Here is a 24,804-nt window from a genome sequence, read left to right as displayed (position 1 = left end):
ATGTCGGTCCCCGACGCGATTTCGCAATCCGATATCAAACTGCCCGAGGAACTGCACTGGCTGAGTTTCGTCGCCGGTGGCGAGTGGCCCTCCGGCAGCGAGAACGGCATGTTCGCCCTCGCCGACGTGTGGTCCGACGCTGCGGGCGAGTTGACGGCGCTGGTGACCGGCATCGAGGACGCCATCAAGGACGTGTTCGCGGCGTATCCGTCCGCGGACGAATTGAACGCGTCGATGGTGCAGACGCTGAAGAATCTCACCGAGGAGTCGGACAACGCGTCGCTGCAGGCGATCGCGAAATCGATGACGCAACTCGGCAAATCGTGCGACAAGGTCGGTTGCGCGATTCAGGAAAACAAAATCATGATCATCGTCGGCCTGGTGCAGCTGATTTGGGAGATCGCCCTCGCGTGGCTCTCCCCGGTCACCGCGCCGGCGCAGGAAGTGGTGCTGATCACCTGGTATCAGCTCTTCTTCCAATGGCTCAAAACCACCATGATGCACATGGTGATCGCCGCCCTGAATGCCATGGGGCAGCAGGTGATTCTCAATATTCTGTTGCAGCTCGGTCAGATGGCCGCCGGGCATCGCGAGGGATTCGACGGCAAGTCGCTCGGACAATACGCGCTCGGCGGTGCGCTCGGTGGCGCGTTCGGTTCGCTGTTCGGCAAGATCGGCGCGGACCTCTTCAAATTCGCCGGCGGCAAGATCACCCGCTCGGAATTCGACAAGCGGTGGCAGCAGTTGCTCACCGGCGTGGTCCAGGGCGGGGCCGGTGGCGTCGGCGGTATGGTCGGCGGCGGCGTCGCCAACCAGCTCATCAACGGCGGTCCGTTCGAGCTGGATCCGCGCATGCTCGGCGCGGGTGCCGCCGGTGCGTTCGCGGGCGGTGCGCGGGGGTGGCGTAACTCCGGGGCCTCGGTGCATGTGGACACGCCGGAGACGGGGAATCTTACGACGACGCCTCCGGTGCATGGGCCGGTGGCAGGGCCGGAGGGTGGGCCGCCGGTCAAAGCGCCTACGACTGAACCGGTTTCGGGCGGGAAGATCGGTGACGGGCAGGGCGGCGGGTCCTCGGGTAGTGACGGGGCCGCGGGGTCGAAGCCGGTGTCGGGCGACGGACGTTCGGTTGCGGGGAGCGAATCGCCTTCGAGTGCAGGCGGTTCCGGGAATCGGTCGGCTGGGCATGAGGGGGCCGGGCGTTCCGAAGGCAACGACGGCGGGTCTGTGTCTTCGCCGAAGAACGATGGGGCGTCGCAGGTTTCCGGTGATCCTCAGGGTGGAGTGTCGAACTCCGGGCGCTCCTCTACTGATGGCACGGGGCAGGATCAGCGGTCGCTGTCGGATTCGGGGCAGTCGACGGGGGCCGGGGTTGGGCAGAATGGTGCTGCACCGAATGCGCCCGGGCAGAACGGGATTGGATCCGGTGCGGCGGGGTCGAGCGCGGGTGGGCCTGGTGCGGGTGCTCAGAACGGTGCGGGGTCGAGTGCGGCTGGGTCGAATGCGCCTAACGGTGCGGGGTCGAGCACGGCTGGGTCGAATGCGTCTACCGGTGCGGGGTCGAGCACGGCTGGGTCGAATACCCCCGGGACGAACGCTTCCGCGCACCAGGGGACGACACCCAAGACGGATGCCGCGAATTCGACCACATCCAAGTCGGATGCGTCCGGCAGGTCGGCATCGGCTGCGGGCTCCTCGCAGGCCGGTGGTTCGTCGCCGTCCCGTTCGAGTGCTCTGTCCGGCAACGATCACGCACCGAGTGTGCAAACGAGGCAGTTCGACGCCCCCGCAGCACAATCCAGCAACCGTTCGCCGGCGTCCGATCAGCAAACCCACTCGGTGACACAGCCGAGCAAGACCGGCGGAACTGAGTCGCAACCCACCCGCTCGAAATCCGTTGCGGACCAAACGAACAGCGGCGACCGCACACCGTCGGTCAGCGACAAAACTCCGTCCGCCAGCAAGAGCGAGGCCAGCGGAAAGAACCCGCTCGGCGATCAGACGTCGGCCCCTGACAAAACACCGTCCGTCAAGGAATCGGCGAGGAGCACAGCCGAGCCGAACACTCAGCGCAGCAACGCCGCATCCAGCCGGGATGGCGGGAACGCTCCCTCTACCGCGCCGCGTAGCACCCGCACGGACGGTGCCGATAGTTCCACCGCCCCGGGCGGTCGCCGTGCTGACGGCTCGCCTACTGCGCCGGGCGGTAGCCGCGCCGGCGGTGATGACGGTTCGTCCACCGCGCCACGCAGTGCGCGCGCAGGAAGCGATGACGGTTCGTCCATCACATCGCAGAACACCCGTCGCGATAGTGACGCCTCTTCGACCACCTCGCGCGACACCGTCCAAGGGGCTGGCGATAAGTCGACCACAGGCGGGACGCACGAGAAGTCAGGCGATGCACCGGCGGATAAGGGAGCCGCTACGCCGTCCGGACTGCGCTGGCGCAGAGTCGATCCCAGTCTGCTCGGCCCCGTATGGCCGGGCGGCAAATCGTTCCTCCGGCAGGTCCTCGGCTTCCAGCAGACGATCGATCTGTTCAAGGGCAGCAAGTCCCCGTACGAGGGCCGTGAACTCTTCCGCCAGCCCGAAGGCAACGACCTGCCGCTACGTGACGGATTCGGCCAGAAGAAGCCACCGTCCGGCGGCAACGACGACGGCAAAGACATGCCCGGGCACGACAAGCCGCTCTCGCGCGGCATGTACCGCCTCACCGAGAACGAACGGGCCGAGCACCGCTACGTGGTGTCGGAGGATGGTCACTGGACGAAGGATCCCAGTGTCCCCGGGCGGAAGTCGAAGACCGACGACGACTCCTCCTCGGTGTCGAGCACATCGAAGTCGGAGACCGAGGAATCGTCCAAAAATGCTCCCGCGCAAGGCAAGCCAGGAACCAACGTAGTCGGCGAGGACGGTCTGCCGACCATCGGTGTGCCTCGGCGCGGGCCGCTGCTCGAGCGCTGGGCCGAGTCCGAGGCCCCGGTGATGCGGACGGTGGTCGGCGACCACCAAGGACGGTGGTACATCAGCGATCTGCCGCACGAGGCGTTCCACAATGCCGGTGTCTACGTGGCGTTCAAGGCCCAATTCGTGGAAGGGCGGATGACCGCGATCCACGACTGGGCTGGTTCCTACCATCCGGCCCCGGCGCGCGTGAAGACCGCGCTCGGCGAATCGCTCTACAAGGGTATCGACCACTTCGACCAGCACGGGCACAAGTACACCCCGGACGAGCAGCGGAGCTGGGCGCCGGCCGCCGATCCCAACCCTGCGAGACCGAAGTCCGACAACGAAAGTGATACGAAGGGCAAGTCGGATCGCGACACCGAGTCGAAGCGTTCCGACGACAGCAAGTCCGACCGCGACTCCGATACGGCGTCGAAACAATCGGACGACAAAGCCGACGCGGCGTCGAAGCGCTCGGACGACGAGCCCGAGACCACCCGGCCGCCGCTCACCGACGGGCTGGCGTGGAGCAAGGTCACCGGCCTCGGCGACGACCCGCGCATCCTCACGAAGCAGGAGTACGGCGCGGCCAGCGTCTCCGAGATCCCACTCGTCGTTCTCGGCGATCACACTGCCGCCCACTACATCTGGCGCTCAGCCGACGCCGCAGACCCGGCGTCGCAGGACGGCGGCTGGCGTCGCGCGGACGGTGGCGAACCGCTGGACCGCTCTGTCGAAGACATCCTCTCCGACCCCCGACTCACCGAAATCCGCATACCCCGCGACGCAATGGTGGAGTCCGAGCCGCCTGTGCGGACCCCGCACGAGGGCGACGAGTCATCCGTCTCCCGGGACAACGAACCGGAACTTCCTGGCCGCCACGAAAACGACGACATCGTGGACCCCCACGCCGGCAACGCGCCTCGCGACTTCGAAAAGGAGGCCAAACAGATCCTCGCCGAGTACCGCCCGGAGGACTGGAGCGGATCGAGTCCGGAGGCATTGCGAGAAGCATTGGCGGGCAGCCGGTTCCACGCGTCCAACGATCCCGCGGAGGTCAAGGAGTACCGCCGCGCCGTCACCGCCATGATCGAGGTGATCCGGCGCGGCACCGAGAAGACGGTGGACGGACAGGTGATCCCGGGCAAGACCCTGTACCACACCCAGGTGATGGCGGCCATGGCCATGCGGCGCGGCCCGATCAACATGGATGCCGGCGAGGGCAAGACCCTGGTCTTCCTCGGCGACGCGATACTGCATGCGGGTGCCGGGGAATCGCTGCAAGTGTTCACCACTCGCGACACCCTGGCCAACGAGGCGCACAGCCTGTACCAGAAAGTGTTGGAACCCTACGGTTTCCAGATCGTGCGGATGAACCCGGACGAGGGTAACGCGTATCCCGCCCCGAAGGACGGGGAGCCGACGATCTACGTCGGCACCCTGAACGACGCCGGCTTCGGACATCTGCGCGACAAAGTGGCGCCGGGGCGCGTAGCCGTGCTCGACGAGATCGATGAGGCACTGGTGCATGCCGACACCACCTGGATCATCTCCGACGGCGCCGCCGAGCCCGCCCCGCCGGGCACCGCGGCGGGCGTGCAACTGGCCAAGGAATTCCTCGACACACACATCGACTCCGGCGACCTGACTCCGGAACACTTCGGCCGCACCGCGAATCAGGTGGGCGGCCCCGCCAGGCTCACCGAGGAGGGCGTCGCCGCGGTCACCAGGCTGCTGCATCCGGACGGCGACACGCCGGACCCGCAACGGCTGGAAGCCGAACTGCAGCGGATCAATTCGGCCGCCACCGCTCGCTGGGAGTTCGTCGAGAACGACCACTACGTCGTCGATCGCGCCAACAACAAGGTCTTCATCATCGATCAGACCACCCACAAGGTGATGTTCGATCCCAAGACCTCCACCGAGAGTCGGTGGAACGGCGGCCTGGCCCAGGCCGTGGAGGCCAAGCACGGTCTGCCGATACGCGCCGACTCCGAGACCTCGCGCAGCATCACCGCCGGGAAGTTGTTCTCCAGCGACAACTACAACTCGCTGACCGGTGCGTCGGGTACCGCCGAGGGCGTCGCCGGTGAGCTGTCCGCGCGCTACGGCATGGCCGACGTGGTGAAGATTCCGCGCCTGAAAGACTCGATGCTGCAGACCCTCGACGCCGCTGTCGCGCTCGACCAGGGTGCCAAACATCAGATGATGGCAGACCACATCAAGGCCTTCCAGGAGTCCGAGGCGCGGCCACAGCTGGTGATCGCCAACCGCAACAGCGAGGTCGCACAGCTGAAGGCGCTGCTCGACGAGGCGAACGTTCCGCACACGGCCATCGACGCGAAGTGGTTCCTGGACAACGGCGTTCACGCCGAAGCGCGGTTGCAGCAGATCTTCGCCGAGGCCGGCGCGCAAGGCAAGGTGCTGGTGATCAACCGGCAGGGTGGCCGCGGCGTCGACATTCCGGTCAGCGACGAGATAGCCGCGAACGGCGGCCTGCACGTGATGGTTTCGGGTAAATCACACCTGCGCGACATCGACATCCAGGCCGAGAACCGGGCCGCGCGCAACGGGCAGCAGGGCAGTGTTCGCTACTACCTGGCCGCCGACGACGGACTCTTCGCACAGTCGACCGAGCATGCCGTGACGGTGATCCGGTACACCGAAGCCGTTGCGGCACACGAGGCTTCGCAGAAGCAGTACGAGGCTGCGCAGTCCGAGTACACCCGGACGGAGACCCGGTTCCAGGCCAGAGAAGTCGACCGCGCCGCTCTGACCGCGGCTTCTGAGAACATGACCGCAGCACGGGTCGCGTGGGAAGCCGCACTCACGCGGCGCGAAGCCGCGGACGACGATTTGCTGGAACTGGCTTCGACGCTGCAGAAAGGCAACGCCGAACACCTGACGGGCATGGCCGCCGCGGGTCTCACCGCCGCGCTCGGGGTCGCGCAGAACACGCCGAGCCAAGCCGCCGCTTCGGATACCGAAATCCCACCGCCCCTCGTCACCGAGTCGATGCCCGACGCCCTCCGCCCGGACGAGAAGATGTCGACCGGCGACGGCCAACAGGCATTCACCGACCAGGCGCCGATCGAGTCCACAGCGTCATCGTCGATGCTGCCCAGCGCCGAGGCTCCGATCCCGTTCGCGGCGATCGGTGCGTCGAGTGACGAGGTTCCGCTGGGGCCCGCCGAGCCCGGCACCCGCATCGTCCACGGGTATCCATCGCTGGTGAGCGGCAGTCGGGTGCTGGAACCCCTCGACGGTGGCATCCTGACGGTCGACGTCGACGTGCGGCCGGGCGTCGACGAGGACGGCAGCCGGCTCGTTGCCGTTCGTGGCGCTAACGGAGCAGCTCAGCTGCGCCAGGCCGCGCTGAGCGTGGCGGGTTATCACTGGGATCCGGCGAACAGGTGGTTCGCCAGGGCCGTGCCGCTCAGCAACGGGGTGCTGCTGTTCGAGCATCAGCCTGTTGTCGTAGATCCGTCGACCGTGGTGCCAGGCCAGGTATTGCTGCACGTCGGCGGGCAGCAGTACTGGATCGGTGAGAACGAGGCCGGTCGTCTCGGGCTCGTCCGCCCGACCGGCACAACGCTCAGCGGCGACCTGACGACGTCTGACGGCGTCACGCTGCGGCTCGACCGGCGAGTGGTCGTCGTGGATCCGTCGACCGCCCGACCGGGCCAGGTACTGCTGCACATCGGCGGCCGACCATATTGGGTCACCGCCGCCGAGTCCGCGCGGCTCGGCCTGCCCCATCCACAGCGGCGGCTCGCCGGTCCGCTCTTCGGCCCGCGTGGACCCGTAGCCGAAGACCTTGCTGCCCTGCCGGACCTGCCCGCAGTCCGGGAACTTCGCGCCGCCACCGCCGCGCCGGGGCGCATCACCAACATGGTGCGCTTCGTCGTCGCCGACGGCGGGCGGGTGAAAACCGTGCACGGCGACATGATCGGCGCCCCCGGCAATCACGTCGACGCCACCGGCAACATCGTCCACCAGGCCACCGGGGACGAGCTGTACGCCCCGTACGGTCGCGCGCTCCTGGATGCCGCCGGGAACATCGCCCGCGACAACGGCGACAAGGTGGTCGTCAGCAACGCGAACGTGGTCGGCCTCGACGTACTGCTGACGGTCCACGGCGAGCCGCGATGGGTGCGGGTGAACAGGTCGACGAGCCTACCGATCGGACAGCTGACCAACGGTCCGACCTGGCCCTTGCTCCTCCTCGAGGCCCATGCGGCCGCCCAAGCCTACGAACGAAGCCACTCGGCACCGACACGCACCGCACCCGCGATTCCGCTGTATTTGCAACCGGATCGAAGGGCACAGCTGCTACTGACGCAACCGGTGTCCGAGGACATCGCGACACCGGGCATACACACCAACGGTCGGCCGAGCGCCGGACAGACCGGCGCGGCCCTCTTCCGCGGCGGTGCGGACGACACGGTGGCGGCGGGGACGCTGAACCCGGTTGTCGAGGAAGTTCCGGCACCCGAAGGCGCGCAGTGGAAGTCGATGTCGGGCGACGGCAACTGCCTGTTCCATGCGCTGGCGGAGTTGCTGCGGATGGACGGCGAGAGCGCGCATGCGGATGTGCGTGCCGCGGTAGTGGAAGGGCTGAGCGCCCGGTCGGTCGACGAGCAGCCCGCCTTCTTCGCCGATTTCATGCCCGGGGAGCCAGCGGCACTGCGGCAAGAAGAATTTCAGCGACAGGTGGCGAACCTGTTGACAGACGGCGAGTTTCGGGATCCTGCGGCTGAGTTCCTCTTGCCGTTCGTGGTGCGTGAGCTCGGACTGAACGTGGATATCGTTCGTCCCGCTGTGGAGGGAGTCGCCGGAGAGACCACGCGCATGCGGTATGGGCGGAATCTTCCGGTGCACACATTGTTGCGCGCGGCCGGCGACGGTGACGGTCATTATCACGTCGCGGTCGACGGCGACGGTGCGGTGCTGGGCCGGCGGGATCCCGGACATGTCGATGAGGACGGCGTCCGCCGGTTCGATACCAATGCCGACGGTGGCGCGTATGCCGGCCGCAACCTCGCCGGAATGCGGGACCTTCAAGGACAGCGCTGGTTGAGAGTGCGGCAGGCGGTGCACGCCTACGAGAAGGAGACGTGGCTCAATGGCATTCTTCGCGGCCTTGCCGGTATCGATACCATCGAGAACGAAATCGATGCCTACCTTCAACCACTGAAGGAGAGCCTGCGCACCGCGGAAGTTTTGAAAGGCGAGGAACACTACGAGCTTCCCACCGTGGACGAGCTCGAGGAGCTTCGCACACAACTGACGGAGAACGGCGCTACTCCGGAAATCGGTGAGCGCCTGGAGCTCGTCCGGGAAATTCTCGATTCATCCGATCCAGCCGGGCGTTTGGCGGAGATTCAGGAGCGAGAGGAGCTGTACTACTCGCTGCTGAGCTATTTCGGCTCGGCCGATGAACTGACAGCGCAGGATGTGCTGAAGCAGGTCACGCTGCTCGACGAAGCCACCGGACGGCCGCTGCGCCTGGCCGAACCGATTCAGGTCGTTCGCGTCGTCGATGACATCAGTTACCTCACCGGGTCGCAAGGCCGACCCCTCGGAGGCGGCGATCCACAGGACCTCGTCGGCACCGTGCAGACCGAACGTGGCTACATGTCGACCTCGGTGGCGGCGAGTCCCATTGTCTCCGCCGGTAATCGACACCTCCTCAAACTGGTGGTGCGGCCTGGCGCGAACGGTCTGTATATCGGCGAACACAGTGCCGCGCCCGGCGGTGATCAGCAGGAACTGCTGCTGCCCCGCGGTACTCGGTATCGGATCTCCGAGGTCGCTGTCGCCGCGAATGGCTCGACCATCCCTAAGGGCGAAGTTCTGCCGCCGCACAGTTCCGCACCCGACGCCCAAGTGGGCACCGCACCGACAACCGTCGCGCCGCGCGCCGACCGCACGGACGAGTCGGCCGGAGAGGATGGCGAACCCGTCGCGGTTGTCACGAGCAGCCTGCGGGCTGTGTCGTCGGATGAGGCAACAGGGGAGGGAGTTCGACCGTCGGGCTCCGAAACCGCCGCGTTCGTCACGGCGGTCCGTGCGCCGCAGGACTCGGAAGCCCTGCCGGACGATCCGGCGCCGACGATGCCGTTCACGATGGCGAAGGTGCTGGGCGCGGACACCGGGTTGCTGGTGAGCGATTCCACACGGTTCCTCGTGCACTTCGATCCGGCGCGGCCGGTGCCGGTGGTGCGCCGTCTCGACGACGGCACCGTGGTGGTCGAACGGCCGGACGGTGACGAGGTAGAGATCCCGAAACCCTTGGCGGAGCGGGCTTTCCGGGAGGAGCGGCAGGCCGGCAGTGACAGGGTCGTCTTGTGGCCGGTCGGCACCGGTGTGTTCGTCCCGGATCGTGCCGGGAACGCGATCGAGTTGTCCGACGATCTGTTTCCGGTCCGGTCGGCGATGGCAGGCTTGCCGACGATGCTGTTGCACGGCACCGGTGCCGGCTGGTTCTTCGTCGAAACCGATCGACTCGACATCGAGGACCGCCGGGCGCAAGGGCCGCTCTACGGCGGCGTCGACCAGATGCCGGTGCCCGCCGACGTGCGGCAGGGCGCGGTGGGCGACTGCTATCTGCTGTCGAATCTGCTCGGCATGGCCGCGGCGAATCCCGGGCTGATCAAGGACATGATCAGGACGTCCGTGGTCGAGGGCAAGCGCATGTTCGACGTGCGATTCTTCGACCCGGCGCAGGGCAGGTCGGTGTGGGTCAGGGTCGACGACACGTTCTATGTAAACCCTGATGGCACAATGGTTTACGCCGCACACGAGCCGGGCCAGCCACTGTGGCCCGCCGTGATCGAGAAGGCGTGGGCGGTATTCCACGGCGGCGATCGCGGCTACCCGGGAATCGACGGCGGGGCGGCCGGCGGCACCGGTGCGATGCTGCGTCCGCCGATGATGCCGGGCCACGCCGGCCGGTCGCAGCCCACCCGTGCGGTGGACGCGGCGATCTTCGCGCACCCGTTCCAGGTGGATCGCGACACGCTGGCAGACATCACTGGCGGCAAGGACTTCGCCGGTCAGGGATTCGCTCGGATGGTATTGGACTGGGAGAGCGCGTTCTTCGCGCCGAGACGCGGCGGCACGTCCGAACTCGCGCGCTCCGAGTTCAGAGAGTTCCTGGCGATTCAGCTGCCCGCAACTGTCGAGCTGGTCGGCGCGGTGCTGAATAGCCCTGTCGCACAACTATCTCCAGATCAGCTGGCCGAACTGGATCTCACGGAACTGGCCGCCCGGCTGGGTAGCGCCGGAACGGCAGACGCGGTACTCGAGGCGCTAGCGCTCTGGCGGGACACCGAGCGCGACTCCGCCGCGTTCCTCGAATTCCTCAGCGCACACTGGGAAGTCCTGCGCACCAACCTGCAAGGCCAGCTGGATGCGTGGGAATCCGACGCCGATCTGCCTGACGGTGTGCTCGCGCACTGGCTGACTCAGCGGATCGAACGGCTACTCGCGCACGGCGACACGGTGATCCTCGGCACCAAATCGCGGGCGGTCGGCCAATTGTGGCCGAACCACGCCTACGCGGTCGTCGGCGTGCGCCCCGACGACACGGGAACCGGCCTTGCCGCGGTGCTGCTCCAAGACCCGAATCACGTCGGCCCACCGCTGTCGGTTCCGATTCACGAACTCAACCAGTTCACCTGGCTCGGATCCGCAGGCGCGGGGACGCTTTCGGCCTTCGGCCCCCAGCCCGTCGTGGAACAGTCGGCAACCGCGAGTGCGGAACCCGCTCTCGCGCCGTCGCCCGTGCTAGGTGTGCGGCCGACCGGGCGGAACCGCTTCGGCCGGTCCGGGCAAAACCAGACGGAACAAGCCGGTACATCGACGCAGCCGGCCGGTGGGCAGCAGCCCAGGTCCGGACGCCCGCGAACCCGCGCCGTGGTAGGCGATTTCGTCAACCGCCTCGGCCAGGCACTACGTCGACGTCGCCGATCGATCAGCCCGACGGTCACCCCGCCCGCCGGATGGTGGCGCAGACACAGCAGGCGAACCAGAGACTTCCTGCGCGCCCGCTTCGGCAGAAGTACAAACGCCCGCATCGACAGCCCGACTTTCACCGAGACCCGCTTGCCCGCCCCGGCGAACGAGTCTCAGCAAGCACCGTCCGAAGTCGTTGCGAACCGACCGATCGGGGCACAAGAGGTCGTGCCGGAACGATCTGATGCGGTGCCGGTGACCGTGGCGGATCAACCGACTGTGCTGCCTGAAGTCGTTGCGCAGCAGTCGCTTACCGCGCCGGAGGACGTTTCGAATGGGCCTGCGGTCGTCGCAGACGAATCGGTGTCGCCGCTCGACGTCATCTCGAATCAACCTGCGGCGGCCTCGGCGACGAGTCGACTCGTGCTGGCAGGCACAGGCGAACCTATTCCGCCGCCGAGTGATACCGACGCCGGGTTGACATCGGTACAGCTGCCATCCGGTGTCCAGTTCCACCGGGTGGGCGATGCCAGGGCGGAGTACCGAATCGTGATCGGCCGCGACGGCCGGTTGTATCGCGCCGTGGACGGAGCGCTGTTCGATACCACGTGGGGCGCGCGGATGGGTTCGGCCGACCCGGATATCCACGGCCGTGCGCAGTGGCACCAAACCCCGGCCAATCGTCGTGCGCTGATGGCGCTCGACACCAACGGCAATATGTACGCGATCGCCGAAACTCAGCAGACAGACGTGCGGATCACCCAGGCGTCCCTGCTGAACGGGGCGCCCGCGGCGGCGGCCGCGGAGATCGAGGTGCGAAACGGCCTGCTCTTCGTCGTGGCGGATCGCGGTGGGGAGTACCCGACGGTTTCCGGCCAGACGGCTCAGGCCCTGCAGCGTCTGATGCACAACCCGCCTAGCGGAGCGCGTCCGATCGCGGTGCACCGCGACTTCCGCCTGCTGAGCCCGGACCCCGACAACCAGCACCAAGACCTCGACGCGCTGTCGGTGGTCTCGGTCGAGGACGAGACACCGGCCGCCCCGATACCGGCCGAGGGACCGATCCCACTGGTTCCCCGTGGCGCGGTGTCCCATCTGCCGGTGCTCGACGCGCCGCGAGTAGAGCGGATCCAACTGCCGGATCCAGGTCTGGTCACTCTCGCGGGTCAGCCGATGACCCCGATCCCGGGTGGCCTGCTGAACTTCACCGATGAGCCCGCCTCGTATCGTACGGTCGACGGTGACCAGTACCTGCGCGTGACCGGGGCGGACGGCACCGGCTGGGTATCCCGAAACGCGCTGGCGGAGGCGGGTTTCGAGCACGACGTGACCGCGCGCCGGTTCCTTCGATACGTCAGCGTAGAAGGTCCGGGCGGCGCGCTACGGCTTGTCGAGCACGAGCGGTTCGTCCGCGGTGCTACGGGTGTCATGGGCGGCAGGCGCGGTGTGTGGCTGGAACGGGGACGCGCCGACCGGGTACGGGTATTCCTCGATCAGTTGCCGCTGCTGGGCGTTCCCGAACTACGACGGTTGACCTCTGTGCCGTGGGCCGACGGGACCGGCCCGGTGCCGGAAGACCTGGCCCATCTACCGAATTCCCCTGCGGTGGAGCAACTTCGGCAGCTGGCCGCCGAAGACCCGGACCGAATCCGTGCCATGTTCCGCGTGTCCGACGACGGCCGCGTCTCCGAGGTGCTTCTCATGGTGGACGGCGTGCCCCGGTGGGTGCGGGTGGATCGCCGCACGACGCTACCCGGCCCGGCTGCGGATACGTCCTGGCTCGGCCATCCGAGCTGGCCCGCTTTCGTCTTGGAGGCGTACCGCGCCACGCAGAACACCGCGGACCAGGATGAGGACTACCTGGCCTTGAACGACGTCGAATTCGACTATGCGGGAACGGCTTTACCACGCGGCCTCACCGGCGCGCGACTCGACTACCTCGTCGACCGGGTCCAGCGGTGGCAGTCGCGGATCGACCAGGAAGGGTACGCAGACAACGTCGATGAGGAGGGCAATCATCACCCAGGGCCGGGTGCGGGACAAGCCCCGGCGGCCCCGGCCCAATGGCACATGCTCCTGCGCGCGACCGGCACGATGCGCAGCGATGCCGATGGAGCCGTCTCATTCCTGCTGAACGAGGGTGAAGAAGAGGTCTGGCGTAGCGAAAGCTGGTTGGACGAGAACAACTACCACTACGTGGCCGCACTCGGCGGTTTCCAACGTCGGTTCGAGGGCTCGCGCCCTGGCGAACAGCCCGGCCGATCTATAGACGAGCCGCAGGCCGACACTGACGATCGATCGGAATCCGAGCAGGAGTCCGCCCCCGAGAGCCGGAGGGTGCTGCGCGGGACCGGTGAGACGGTGCCCCCGCTCAGCGACCACCAAGTGGCGTTGACGCGAGTTCGGGTGCGGGGCGGCATTTATTTCACCAGGTTGCCCGAGACGCAACGGCAGCTCTATCGGCTGGTGGTGGGTCGAGACGGGCTGCTGTACAACGCCGCCGACGGTGCGCTGTTCGATACCACGTGGAACGCGCCTATGGAGGCAGCCTCGCCCCACGCGAGCGGGCAGCAGCATCGGATCTCTCGACACCGACGCGCTGTGTTCGTGATGGATACTCGCGGCAACATGTACGCGATCGCCGAGGGAGACCAGAGCAACCTCCGGATAACCCACGCGACCCTGCTGGATGGCGCCCCCGCTGTCGCCGCGGCGGAAATCGAAGTGCGGCAGGGCCTTCTGGCGATCATGGCCGATCGCGGCGGGGAGTACCCGATCACCTCGGGTATGAACGAGGCGGCACTGAACTATCTGCTGGACGAGCCGCTGTCGATGGAGCTGTACCAGGACTACCGGCAGCTGGCGCCGAATCCGGACCGTCCGTGGGAAGACATGGACGTGCAGTCGGCGGCACCGCTCGAGTTCGAGCGCGCCATTTCGCCGTTGCCGGCGGAGGGGCAGGTGGCGGGGCCGATCCCCATGGTTCCGGCGGGCACGGTCACCTACGCGGCGGCGATCCGGCTGCCCCGCGGTGAGCAGATCCAGCTACCGGATCCAGGACTGACAACCGACCAGGGGCAGCCGATGGTACCGCTGGTGGGCGGTCTGCTGAATCACATCTCCACCCCCGCCACGCGGCGCACCGTCGACGGCGTCGATTACCTCTGGGTGACCGGCGCGAGCGGGGCCGGCTGGGTCGCCGACGGCGACCTGCGGCGGGCCGGCTTCATCGCCATGGCCGACCGCCCCCGGCTGGCCCGCACGGTCACCGTGGCCGGCCCCGACGGACCCGTTCAGTTGTTCCAGCACGAACGGGTCGAGCGACGGGAAACGCGCACCCATGAGGGCGTTGACATTATTGCGCTGCACCGTATTTCGAGCGACACCGGAGTATGGGTGAATGCCGGCGAAATCGGCGGGCTCGGCCTTCCGCGGCTGACCGATCTGACCGGTGAGATATGGCCGGAGGCGGACGGCCCGCTGGCAGCGCACCTGGCGCATCTGCCGAGTTCTCCGTCTGTCGAGCACCTGCGGCACCTGGTCTCCGAGAGTCCGGCCTGGGTCCGCGACATGATCCGCGTCGACGAGCAGGACGGAACACCCGAAGTACACCTCATGGTGGAGGGCAGGCCGCGATGGGTGCGCGTGCGGCCCTCGACCACAGTGCCCGGCCCGGCCGCGGATTCGACGTGGGACGGTCAGCCGATCTGGCCCGCCCTCGTCTTGGAGGCCTACGCGGTCGCGCGGGAGTTCGACAGTGCGGCAAGAGAATTTCTCGCCGTGCACGACTTCGATGACGACGATCCCACCAGCATCGTCCAGCGTCCTCAGTTCCCCACGGCGAACGCGTACGAGGAACTCGCGGATCGGGTCGGGCAATGGCAGTCACGAGTTCACCCCGATGACCATCCCGACAGCAGTGCGGAACCCTTGCCGCAGTCGCAATACCATGTGCCATTGCGGTTGACGGGCACGCCGGAAACCGACGCCGACGGCGAAACGCGATTCACGCTCATCGCACTCGACGACGGCGACGAGGTACAGCGGAGCCGAACTTGGTTGACCGACAACCACTACGTATTCGTGGCGGCGCGCAACGCATTCCATCGTGTCGCCGGTGGACCGATCGCGCTGGCTCCCTACGTCGAGCCGGGCGGTGCGCCGTTGCTACTGGCGACCCTGCCCCATGAGCATGTACTCACCACGGAGGTCGTCGACGAGTTCGACTCGGCCAGGCGGTTGTCCGCGGGCGAATCGGTACAGATACGCCACGACCACAACCCCCTGGGAACGGTTCGGCTGGACACCGCCGATAGTTCTGTGTGGTTGAGCGTCAACACATTTCAGTCAATGGGTCTGCCGATCCGGCAGACCCTCGACGGCCCGGTGTGGAACGAATGGGGGCCGACGGAGGACGACCTCGCCGGCCTGCCGGACTCGCCCGCGGTGCGTCAGCTGCGCGCACTCGTCCGTGAAGATCCCACCATCATCACCTCGCGCATGCGGTTGCGCCTCGACGGCACGGTCGACGTGCACCTCATGGTCGACGGGCTGGCGCGGGCGGTCCGGGTGGATCGGATCGCGGAACAGCAGTGGGATTTCGACCGGCCGATCTGGCCCGCGCTGTTCCTGCGCGCGTTCGAGTCCGTCGAGGCGGGGCAGTTGGTCGAGGACTCCGGCGGTCCACGGCTGGGCTATACCGGAGAGCCGATACCCGAACGCAACGTCGAAGAGCTCGACCTGGACTCGGTGCAGCCCGGCGCCGCGCACGTCGCGCTGTCGGACCACCAGATCGAGCAGCGACGTGTCGTCGTCGGCTCGGACCGGCGCCTCTACCGAGCGAGCGACGGCGAACCCTTCGACACGGGCACCGGGCGTGCGATCGTGGTCATGGACCGCAACGGCAATCTGTACGCACAGCCCAGAATGGATGACCCGCTTCAGTTGGTCACGCATGCGGCGTTGCTCGGCGGTGGCCCGGCGACGGTCGCGGCGGAGATCGAAGCGCAGGCCGGCGTTGTCTCGCTGCTCGCCGATCGCGGCGGCGAATACTCGATCACCTCGTGGCTGAACGACATCGGCCTCGAGCGGCTCATGGCCGACACCGGACTGCGGTTCGCACCGGATGTCCGGCTCCTGGCCTTCGACGCGGTGAACTCGCGGGAGGTGGACCGGACCACCTTCCGCCTCGGCGCTCGGGTCCAGCTCCCGGTACCGGACATGAACCTCACCACAGCCCCTCGGCTCCGTCCGTATCCGGGCGGGTACCTCATGCACGAGGCCGATCCAGCGAACCGCCGTTGGATCGATACCGTCGATGTGCTGTGGGTGACGGGCGCCGACGGTGGGGACTGGGTCAGGGCTGAGGTACTGCGTCAGAACGGATATCGCTGGCAGCGAGCCGCCGGGCGGCTCTATCGCAGCATGGAGATCGAGGGTGTCAGGACGGATGGAGAGCCGGGCCTCGTCACCGTGTTCGACACCGATCGGGTGATCATCGAGGTCGGCCCCGTCGGCACGAACCTGCTGAGACTGCGTCACAACGGCGACGAACTGCTGGTGACCGAGCAGGACGCGAACCGGCTCGGACTCGCTCGTCGCATCGGCCTGCGCGACGCTCTCTGGGCGGAGTCCGGCCCGCGAGCGGAGGATCTGCACCACCTGCCCGACCTGCCCGCAGTGCGGCAACTGTTGACCATGGTCCGTGACGCCCCGGACGATCTTCGCGACAGGTTGCACGAAAACCCCGACGGCAGTATCGATGTCAACCTCGGTGGGGGCGAGCACGCGCAGTGGGTGCGGGTGGACCGCACCACCGATCTGCCCTGGCATCCGGACAGCACTCAGCCGATCTGGCCCGCGGTCCTGCTCGCGGCGGGTGCCGCCTACGACGCGGACAACGCTGTCCGGGGTTCCGCGCTCGACCCCGACCACCTGCCTGGCGAGCTTCCGCCGCCGACTTCGTCTCCTGTGCAGAACATCGAGACGCTATCGATGGGCTCCGACGACGGTTACTTCCCGACCGGGGATTTTCAGGCGCCTTTCCCACAAGCGGAAACCCTCCTCGCTGAGGTGCAGTCGGTGCACTCGCTGGAGGGCGAGGCGCAGGCAGATGCCGTGAACCTCTCGCACGCAACGGATTCGGGCGAAACAGAGTTGTTCACCGCGGAGGCCCTCGATGCGTTGCACGATTTCGTGCATGATGGCGGCCCGGCGGTGCGCGCGGCTGATGACGCGGGCTTGTTCACGGCGGATGCCCTCGATGCGTTGCACGACTTCGTGCATGACGGCGGCCCAGCGGTGCACCCGGTTGATGACGCGGGCTTGTTCACCGCGGACGCCCTCCACGCCGGTCCCATCGCCCTCGTGGGAAACGCGGAGGCGAGCGGAGCGCCGGGGATGCGCGCCGTGCACGAGTTAGCGGCCGACGCCGTCGACGTAGACAACGGCCACACTCTCCCCGCCGGTACGCGCGTCCAAGTGCTCTACGGGGTGGAACTCATGGGCATGATCCAGCTGAGCTCCGAGGAAACTGAGATATGGGTGCGGCGCAGTGACCTGTCCACGCTGGGCTTGCCGAACCTGATTCCGTTCACCGGCCCGACATGGCCTGCGGGCGGCCCCCGGCGCGCCGACCTCGACGGCCTCGGTGATTCACCGCCGGTGCGGCAATTGCGCGACCTGGCCGAACACGACCCGGACACCATCATTCGGACGCTTCGGGCCGGTCACGATACCTGGGTCGACGTCCATCTCTTGGTGGACGGGGTGCCACGGTGGGTGCGGGTGGACCGCGCCACCGACGGCCCGTGGGATCCGGCTCGCCCGGTCTGGCCCCTCATGGTGCTGCGCGCCCACGAGGCGGTCCAGGCCGGCACCCTCCGTGAACAAGCGCCGGTCCCACTGGTGCCACAGATCGAAAACACATCTGCGGCAAACGATTCGCTGTCGGCGCCGACGCGAGATTCACTACCGGGCGCTGATGACGACGGCGCTCCAGGCAGCTCGAACCACGTCGGCCGCTCGCTCCCGTCCGGCCCGATTCCGCTGGCGTCGTTCGTGACGAAAATGAACGAACAGCCGGTTTTGCCTGCGCCCCGGCGCATCACCCTGCCGGAAACCGAGGTGTTCAGTGATCGCGGCAATCGGATCCGGCCGAACCAAGACGGAATTCTGCGGTTCGATGACGTCCCGTGGAACCGGTACACCGATCGTGATGGGACCAGATACCGCGTCGCGGGCGTCAACCGAGCCGGGTGGGTCCGGGAAGATCATTTGATCACCGCCGGGTTCCGGCGCACCGAAAATGGGCAGGACTTCCGTCGAGCCCACGAGCTGCCCGGGACGGACGGGCCGGTAACCGTTTACGACAACGAAATCGTCGTCGTCGATCGGGCCGAGCGGCCGGAAGGATACGAGGGGTGGATGCTCCTGCATCTGCCTGGCCGATCGGTGTGGGTCGGGGAGGCCGGGGCAGGCCGGCTCGGGCTGGACCTCATGCGACCACTGCGCGGACCGCTGTGGACGGAGTCCGGCCCGCAGGTTGCCGACCTGGATGGTGTTGTCGAGATCATCGCCGATCAATTGCGCCGGCTCGTCATCGACCATCCGCAATTCGTCCGGGACATGTTCCGCGAGAACGCCGATGGCACCGTCGACGTCCGGTTACTGGTCGACGAGCGGGCACGGTGGGTCCGGGTCGACCGCGCTTTCCAGCTTCGATCCCCCTGGGCCGACGAGCGCCCGATCTGGCCGCTGCTCATAGCCAGAGCGGCCGACGAGGCCGAACTGCACACGGAACTGGCTGCGGTAGAGCGCGACCGCAGGCCCGATCCTGTGCTGGTGGATTGGACGGGCGAGACACGAGCAGTCGACGGGGTCGAATTGTTCGAAATCAGGCTCCGCGGCGCGCCGGACAGTACCCGCTGGCTCAGCGCCGACGAGCTGGAAGAACGGTGGTTGACGCTTCCCCCCGCGCCGCGGCTGCCGCTGCACGCGCAGGTGGGTCAGGATCAGCTGATGGAGGCAGGCGCGCCGGTCTACTCGCGGTCCCTGCCCAGGGGGCCGCTGGCTCTGACGCCGCTCGAGGCGGCGGACAGTGCGGTGATCGTGCTGGAACCGGCTGGTCAGCGGGTCGCCCTGCCGGCACCGCAGCTGACGACCCTCACGGGTATGCGAATTCGTCCCTTCCCTGATGGATCCCTGATCCATTTACCCGTCGACCTCGAGGAGGAGTCGGACACGCCCGCGACCCAGCACCCTCCGATTTGGATGGCTGGAAGCAATGGGCAGGGCCCAGTCGACGTCGAACACCTCGACCGGGAGGGTTTCCACGTGGTGGCGGGCTCTGCGGTATATCGCCGCACCGTGACAGTGCTCGCGGACCACGGGGAAGTGACGCTGTACGACGGCGAATCCCTCGAAACCGAGCGCAGTTCCGACAATCCGGGCCAGGTCCTGTTGCGGCGCGCCACCGGCGAAACGGCGCTGGTGAGCCGAGCCGTGGCGGATGAACTCGGTCTTCGCCCGCCTAGACGGCTCGGCGGCCCGCTGTGGGGGAGCGGGGGCCCGCTGCCCATCGATCTGCAGATCCTGTCGCAACTCCCGGATACCGTGAACCCGCAGACGGTCGCGCAGCTCAACGAGCTCGTCAACCACCACCGCGACCTGATCTCGGCGAGCGTTCGTTCCGTCCCGGCAGACCCCGATGCCGTGGAGGTCCGCCTGGTGGTCGGCGGGCGGCCGCGGTGGCTGCGGGTGAACCGCCACGCCGGCGACTGGCACGGACGGCTCACCGATAGACACGCCGTCTGGCCCCACATGATTCTCGCGGCGCAACGCCGGTCGTCAGCGCTCCATTCGCACCCGGCGGCCGGGCCGATGGTCTGGACCGGAGGCCGGCGAACAGTCTCCACCTCCGACGCCGAGGAGTTCAGCGTCCTGTTCCCCGGCCAGACTTCACCGGTATGGGTGAGCGCTAACTGGTTGGATGCCAACAACATTCATTTGGCGGAGGCAGACCCGCCACCACCCGTCTACGAGTCCACGGACGCGCCGGGGCACGCGGACGCGAATGTCGGCCTGCGAGGGGCCGGATCCGACGACTACGGTCGGCCGGTGCGCGAGCAGATCGGCGGTATCCGCCCGCCGGGGGTCGACAGCGTGTGGGAGTCGCAGCCCGGTGCAGGAAACTGCCTGTGGGAGGCATTGGCGCGGGCGGTGGATGTCGATGTGGCCGATCGAAATGCGCACCGTGACTTCCGGGTAGGTGTCGTGCGCCAGATGCTGGCGCATCCGGACGCGTACCTGGGCGCGTTCATGCCTTCGGAGCCTTCAGCGGTGCGCCGGGAGAAGTTCGTGCGGCAGTTGACGGAGCTGCTCGAGGAAGGAACGTGGAACAGCGACGCCGCCGATCGCCTATTGCCCTCGGCCGCAGCAGCATTGAAGTTGAACCTGGATGTGTACGACTCGGATGGGCGGGTCGAGCATCTGCATTACGGGCCACCGACGCAGCAGTTGAATACGTTCATGCTGAACCGGGCCGGCGGTAGTGCGCACTACTGGGTGGCCGTGCACAGCCGTGGTGGTTCGGTGGTGGATACTGCGAATTTCCAGCACGTGCCGAGTGATTTGCCCAGTGTGGTGGAGCGTTCGACGCGGGGCGGTATGGACGCGCCCGCAACGCCGGGTGATCCGGTCACGACCCCGGAAGACGAAATCGATGGCACACCAGACGGTTTCGAGTACTACCCCGACCTCGGTGAAGAGCTGGTTGCACTCTTCTCGAGCGAACCGGGTGGAGCTGCAGCGGAATTCGATGATGCGTTGGCTCCTTCGCCCGCGGCCGCGGCGGATACTCTCCCCTCCGGTCCGGCGGATGCACCGCCTGACCACCTGGACATCGTCATGCCCGCCGCAAGCGTCACACGGCCGACCCGACATGTGGTTGTGCGTGACATGAACGGAGTTCTGGTAGAGATTCCGGTGGGCACATATCTGATTGATACCGGCGTCAGCACACTCGGCGACATCTATTTCCGTGATGTCGAACTACCCGATGGTAGTTCTCGGGACATCCCGGCCGAGGTGATGTCGGAGGCATGCACGCAAGATGCGCATGGAAATTGGCGTTCGAAGACTCCAGGCTTGTACTGCATCGATGAGGCAGGCGCGGTTGTCGAGTGGGATGGGCCGAAGGTGGCCGTTCGAATAGATCCGCTCGACTCGACGAAGATGGAGTTGCGACTACCTTCCGGTCGATGGTTGCCGGTCAGCTCCGCCGCAGTGCTGGGTATCAGCTCCGCCACGGCCGCCGGTGACCTCTATGTCGCGGGCCGGCCTCGACCGGAAGATGTAAGACAAGGCGCCCTCGGCGACTGCTACCTGCTGTCCAATCTGATCGGGTTGGCCGACAGCGACCCGGATCTGATCGTGGATATGATTCGCGAGTCGCCAGTGGGGGAGGGTGAAGAGAATCAGCGCACTTTCAGCGTTCGGTTCTTCGATCCGTCGGAAAACCGTTGGGTCTGGGTCAAGGTGGACGACACCTTCTACATGAATTCCGCCGGAAATATGATGTACGCGGCGCACGACGCGTCTCGACCATTGTGGCCTGCGGTGATCGAGAAGGCCTGGGCGGTTTTCCGCGGCGCTGGACAGGGCTATAACGGCATCATCGGCGGGGATGCCGGAAAAGCCGCCGGGCAACTACGGCCACCACGCATGCCAGGCTTCGCAGGTCGGGTGCAACAGACACGCACTGTGGATGAGGCGCTGGGATTGGTCGGGATGGATCAGCAGACGCTGACCACCATGGTCGGCGGTAGTCGTGGGTTGGCTCAACTGATCGAGCGCTGGGATAACCGGGCCTCTGGAGGTACGGCAACAGCCGAACTGCTGTGGTCCGAATTGAGGTCCGCGGCTCTGAATGTGGGTATGCGACTGCTCTCGGCGGATGTGGAACCGTCGGATCTGGTGCCTATGGATCTCGCAGAACTCGTCGCGGTCGTGCAGGAAGAGCACCTGGCACTCGCCATCAAGGATGTGATGCCACAGTGGGCAGGACCCGACGATGTCACGGACTTCTCGTCGTTCCTCGGAGACCAGTGGAGGAGTTTGGCGGCACCACTGCACAGGTTTCTCGGGGAGTGGAGATCCAGCTCCGAATTGACAGTCACCACCCAGGCCGTGTGGATGGCGGAGCGGATCGAGAATCTGCTTCTTCGAGGCGACACGGTAAACCTGGGGACGGGTCCGAATGCTGGAGAGCCGCTGCTGCCGACCAACACAAGACTGCAAGCCGGACACTCGTATGCTGTCATTCGCGTAGACCGCGGTCTCGACAAGAACGGACGAATCCTCGATCCGACGTCGGTGGTCGTTCGTGATCCGCACGGAGGTCCGGAAATCGCCGTACCTATCCGCTTTTTGAATCAATTCGACACGATGGGCTCTTCCGGTCCGGGCACCCTCTTCATTTACGGTGCCCAGGTCGAGACCTCCGCGACGAACACGACAACCCACCCGGCGGCCAGGGTCGAGACCGCGCCCGCGGCCGAGCCCGGATCCGCTGGACCGCGACCGGCCGAGGCCGTCGAGGGAGTTCCGGGCACGGCGGAGCCTGCTGTTCCAGGGATCTCGGAGATAGCGGACGATGGTGTCGCGAGTTCGTCGCTGCTCGAAGGTTGGCAGGCCTTCCGCGAACATTTCTCTGAACCGGACGCCGATTCTGTTGCGAGTCAAGGCAACCGTGTGTTCTTCACCGGAACCGAGATACTCGTGCCGGAGCGGAGGTCAAGCGCGGACCGTTTGTTCACCGGCACGCCTATGCAACCTGGAGTGGACTACGAACCGCTCACCTTCGCCGATCGCGAGAAGTTCCGGATCGTGCTGGGGCCAGACGGTCTTTTGTACACGGTCGACGGCGCGCTGTTCGACACCGCCTGGGCCGCGGAGGCTGGGTCGGGGAGCACGCGCGATTTCGCGTCGCGTCGGGGTACCGAGAATTTGCGGGAGCGGCTGGCCGTCATGGTGACGGACGTCTACGGGAACATGTACGCGGTCACCAACGAACAGCAGCGGCGATCGGGCCGCGCTTGGAGATTCAGCCATGCGTCGCTGCTGGGGGGCGCGCCCGCCGCCGCGGCGGCCGAGATCGAGGTGCGCGCAGGGGAATTGCGGCGCATGGTCGACTGCGGTGCGGACTGCGACTACATGAACGAGTCCTCGCACATGCAGGAGCAGAACCTCGAAGTGCTGGAGTACTTGGTCAATCAGCCGGTCGGCCTGCAGGCTTATGCGGATTTCGAGTACCTGCACGCCGACGACTTCGAGGACTTGGTCTTCGAGGAAGCGGCCGACGAATCCACGTCAGCGCTTCTGAGTACGAACGAGCCACGGGCAGAAAAGATCCCGGCGGCGGTGGTGCGAACGCCCGAAGGTGCGCCCGTCACATTTTCGGCGGCGGGGCAGTCGGTGACTCTGACGCCGGGAACTTCGGTCTCGATGCGCGTGGACGAGGACGACCCGAGCCAGGTTTCGATCCGTGTGCCCGGCAGTTCGTCCGGGTGGAATCGGGTCGATCGTGCGCTGCTGGAGGACGCCGGCATTCAGGTGCCGACCGTAATGCGCGTCGACGGGCCGCTTTTCGGAATAGGTGACGTGCCGAGGGCCTCCGACGTGCAGCAGGGGCAGGCCGGAACCTGTTACCTGCTCGCAGATCTGATCGGTCTGGCGGATCGGCACCCGGACTGGGTGCGCCAGATGATCCGGACGCGGGCCGATGGGGATCTCGAGGTGCGGTTCATCGAGCAGGACGGCGATGGACGGGTGACCTCGGCGACCGGCGAGACGGAGTTCACCATGCCGGGTCGGCGTGAAGTGTGGATTCCGGTGGATCGGCGGTTCTACGCCTATGACGGAGAGATGGCGTACGGGGCACACCGGGACGGACAACCGTTGTGGCCCGCGGTGATCGAGAAGGCTTGGGCGATCTATCGAGGTGGCGAAGACGGATACGCGGGGATCGAGGGCGGGCACGCCGGCCGGACCGCGAGTTCGCTGTGGCCTGCGGAGCCGTCAGCCGCGGTAGGCCGGACACTGCCGATACGGGCGGTGGACGATGGCACGTTCGCGCATCCGATGACGATGGGACCGGATGTACTGGCGCAGTTGATGGGTGGCAGCCCCGAGGCGGCACACGAGCTGCTGGACCTGCATGACGACTGGCTCGACTACTGGAAACAGTGGGATGATCATGCGACCTGGAGCAAGGCCATCGACGAGTCGGCAAGGATCGACGGGCTCGGCCTGTCTACGAGTGATGGCGACTCGATGTACGCGCAGTGGTTGAACGCCCACGATCCCCGCGCGGCCGCCGGCTTCCGTGCATTCTTGGTGGAGGCGCTGGGTGCGGAGCGTTGTGCGCAGCTGCGGCGACCGCTCGACCTGCTGCACGCGGAGATGACTCGATGGGAATCTCGTGCGCCGCTCGACGATTCAGTGATGTCGCAATGGGTGGCCGATCGCATCGCGAGGGTGGTTAAGCGCGGCGACACAGTGACCATGGGAACCCACCGCCTGCTGGACGGGGCGACAAGGCATCCCGAAACCGGCCTGACACCCGGCCATTCGTATCTGGTGTCGGACGTGGTGATCGACGCGGACACGGGTCTTGTGACGGGTATTCGGCTGGTCGACCCCAATGATGATCAGTTCCGTGATGGACAAGTGGTCTCGCTGCGGCATCTCAACCAGTTCATGATCTTCACCTCGGCGGGGCCGGGTACCCGGTCAGCTTATGGTTGGGACGAAATCGCGCCACCGCGTGGACGATACGAGCCGCTGCCGGAGGCCGCACCTGTCGTCGACTTCTTCGACCCGAGCGCGTTCGGTCGCTGA

1 protein-coding gene is annotated in these 24,804 nt (G+C 66.7%); it reads left to right on the top strand.

The window, feature by feature from the left end; genetic code table 11:
• Nucleotides 1–24,804, top strand: a complete 24,804-nt coding sequence (locus ON39_RS05185; RefSeq protein WP_040731597.1) for a C2 family cysteine protease — start codon at nucleotides 1–3, stop codon at nucleotides 24,802–24,804.

The organism is Nocardia tenerifensis NBRC 101015, from assembly GCF_000308715.1.
In the GTDB taxonomy this organism is placed as follows: Bacteria; Actinomycetota; Actinomycetes; order Mycobacteriales; family Mycobacteriaceae; genus Nocardia; species Nocardia tenerifensis.
This window is presented reverse-complemented; position numbering and strand designations above follow the sequence as displayed.

Excerpts from the sequence above, each read along its gene's own strand:
- ON39_RS05185 (WP_040731597.1), top strand. The coding sequence starts at position 1 with ATGTCGGTCCCCGACGCGATTTCGCAATCCGATATCAAACTGCCCGAG.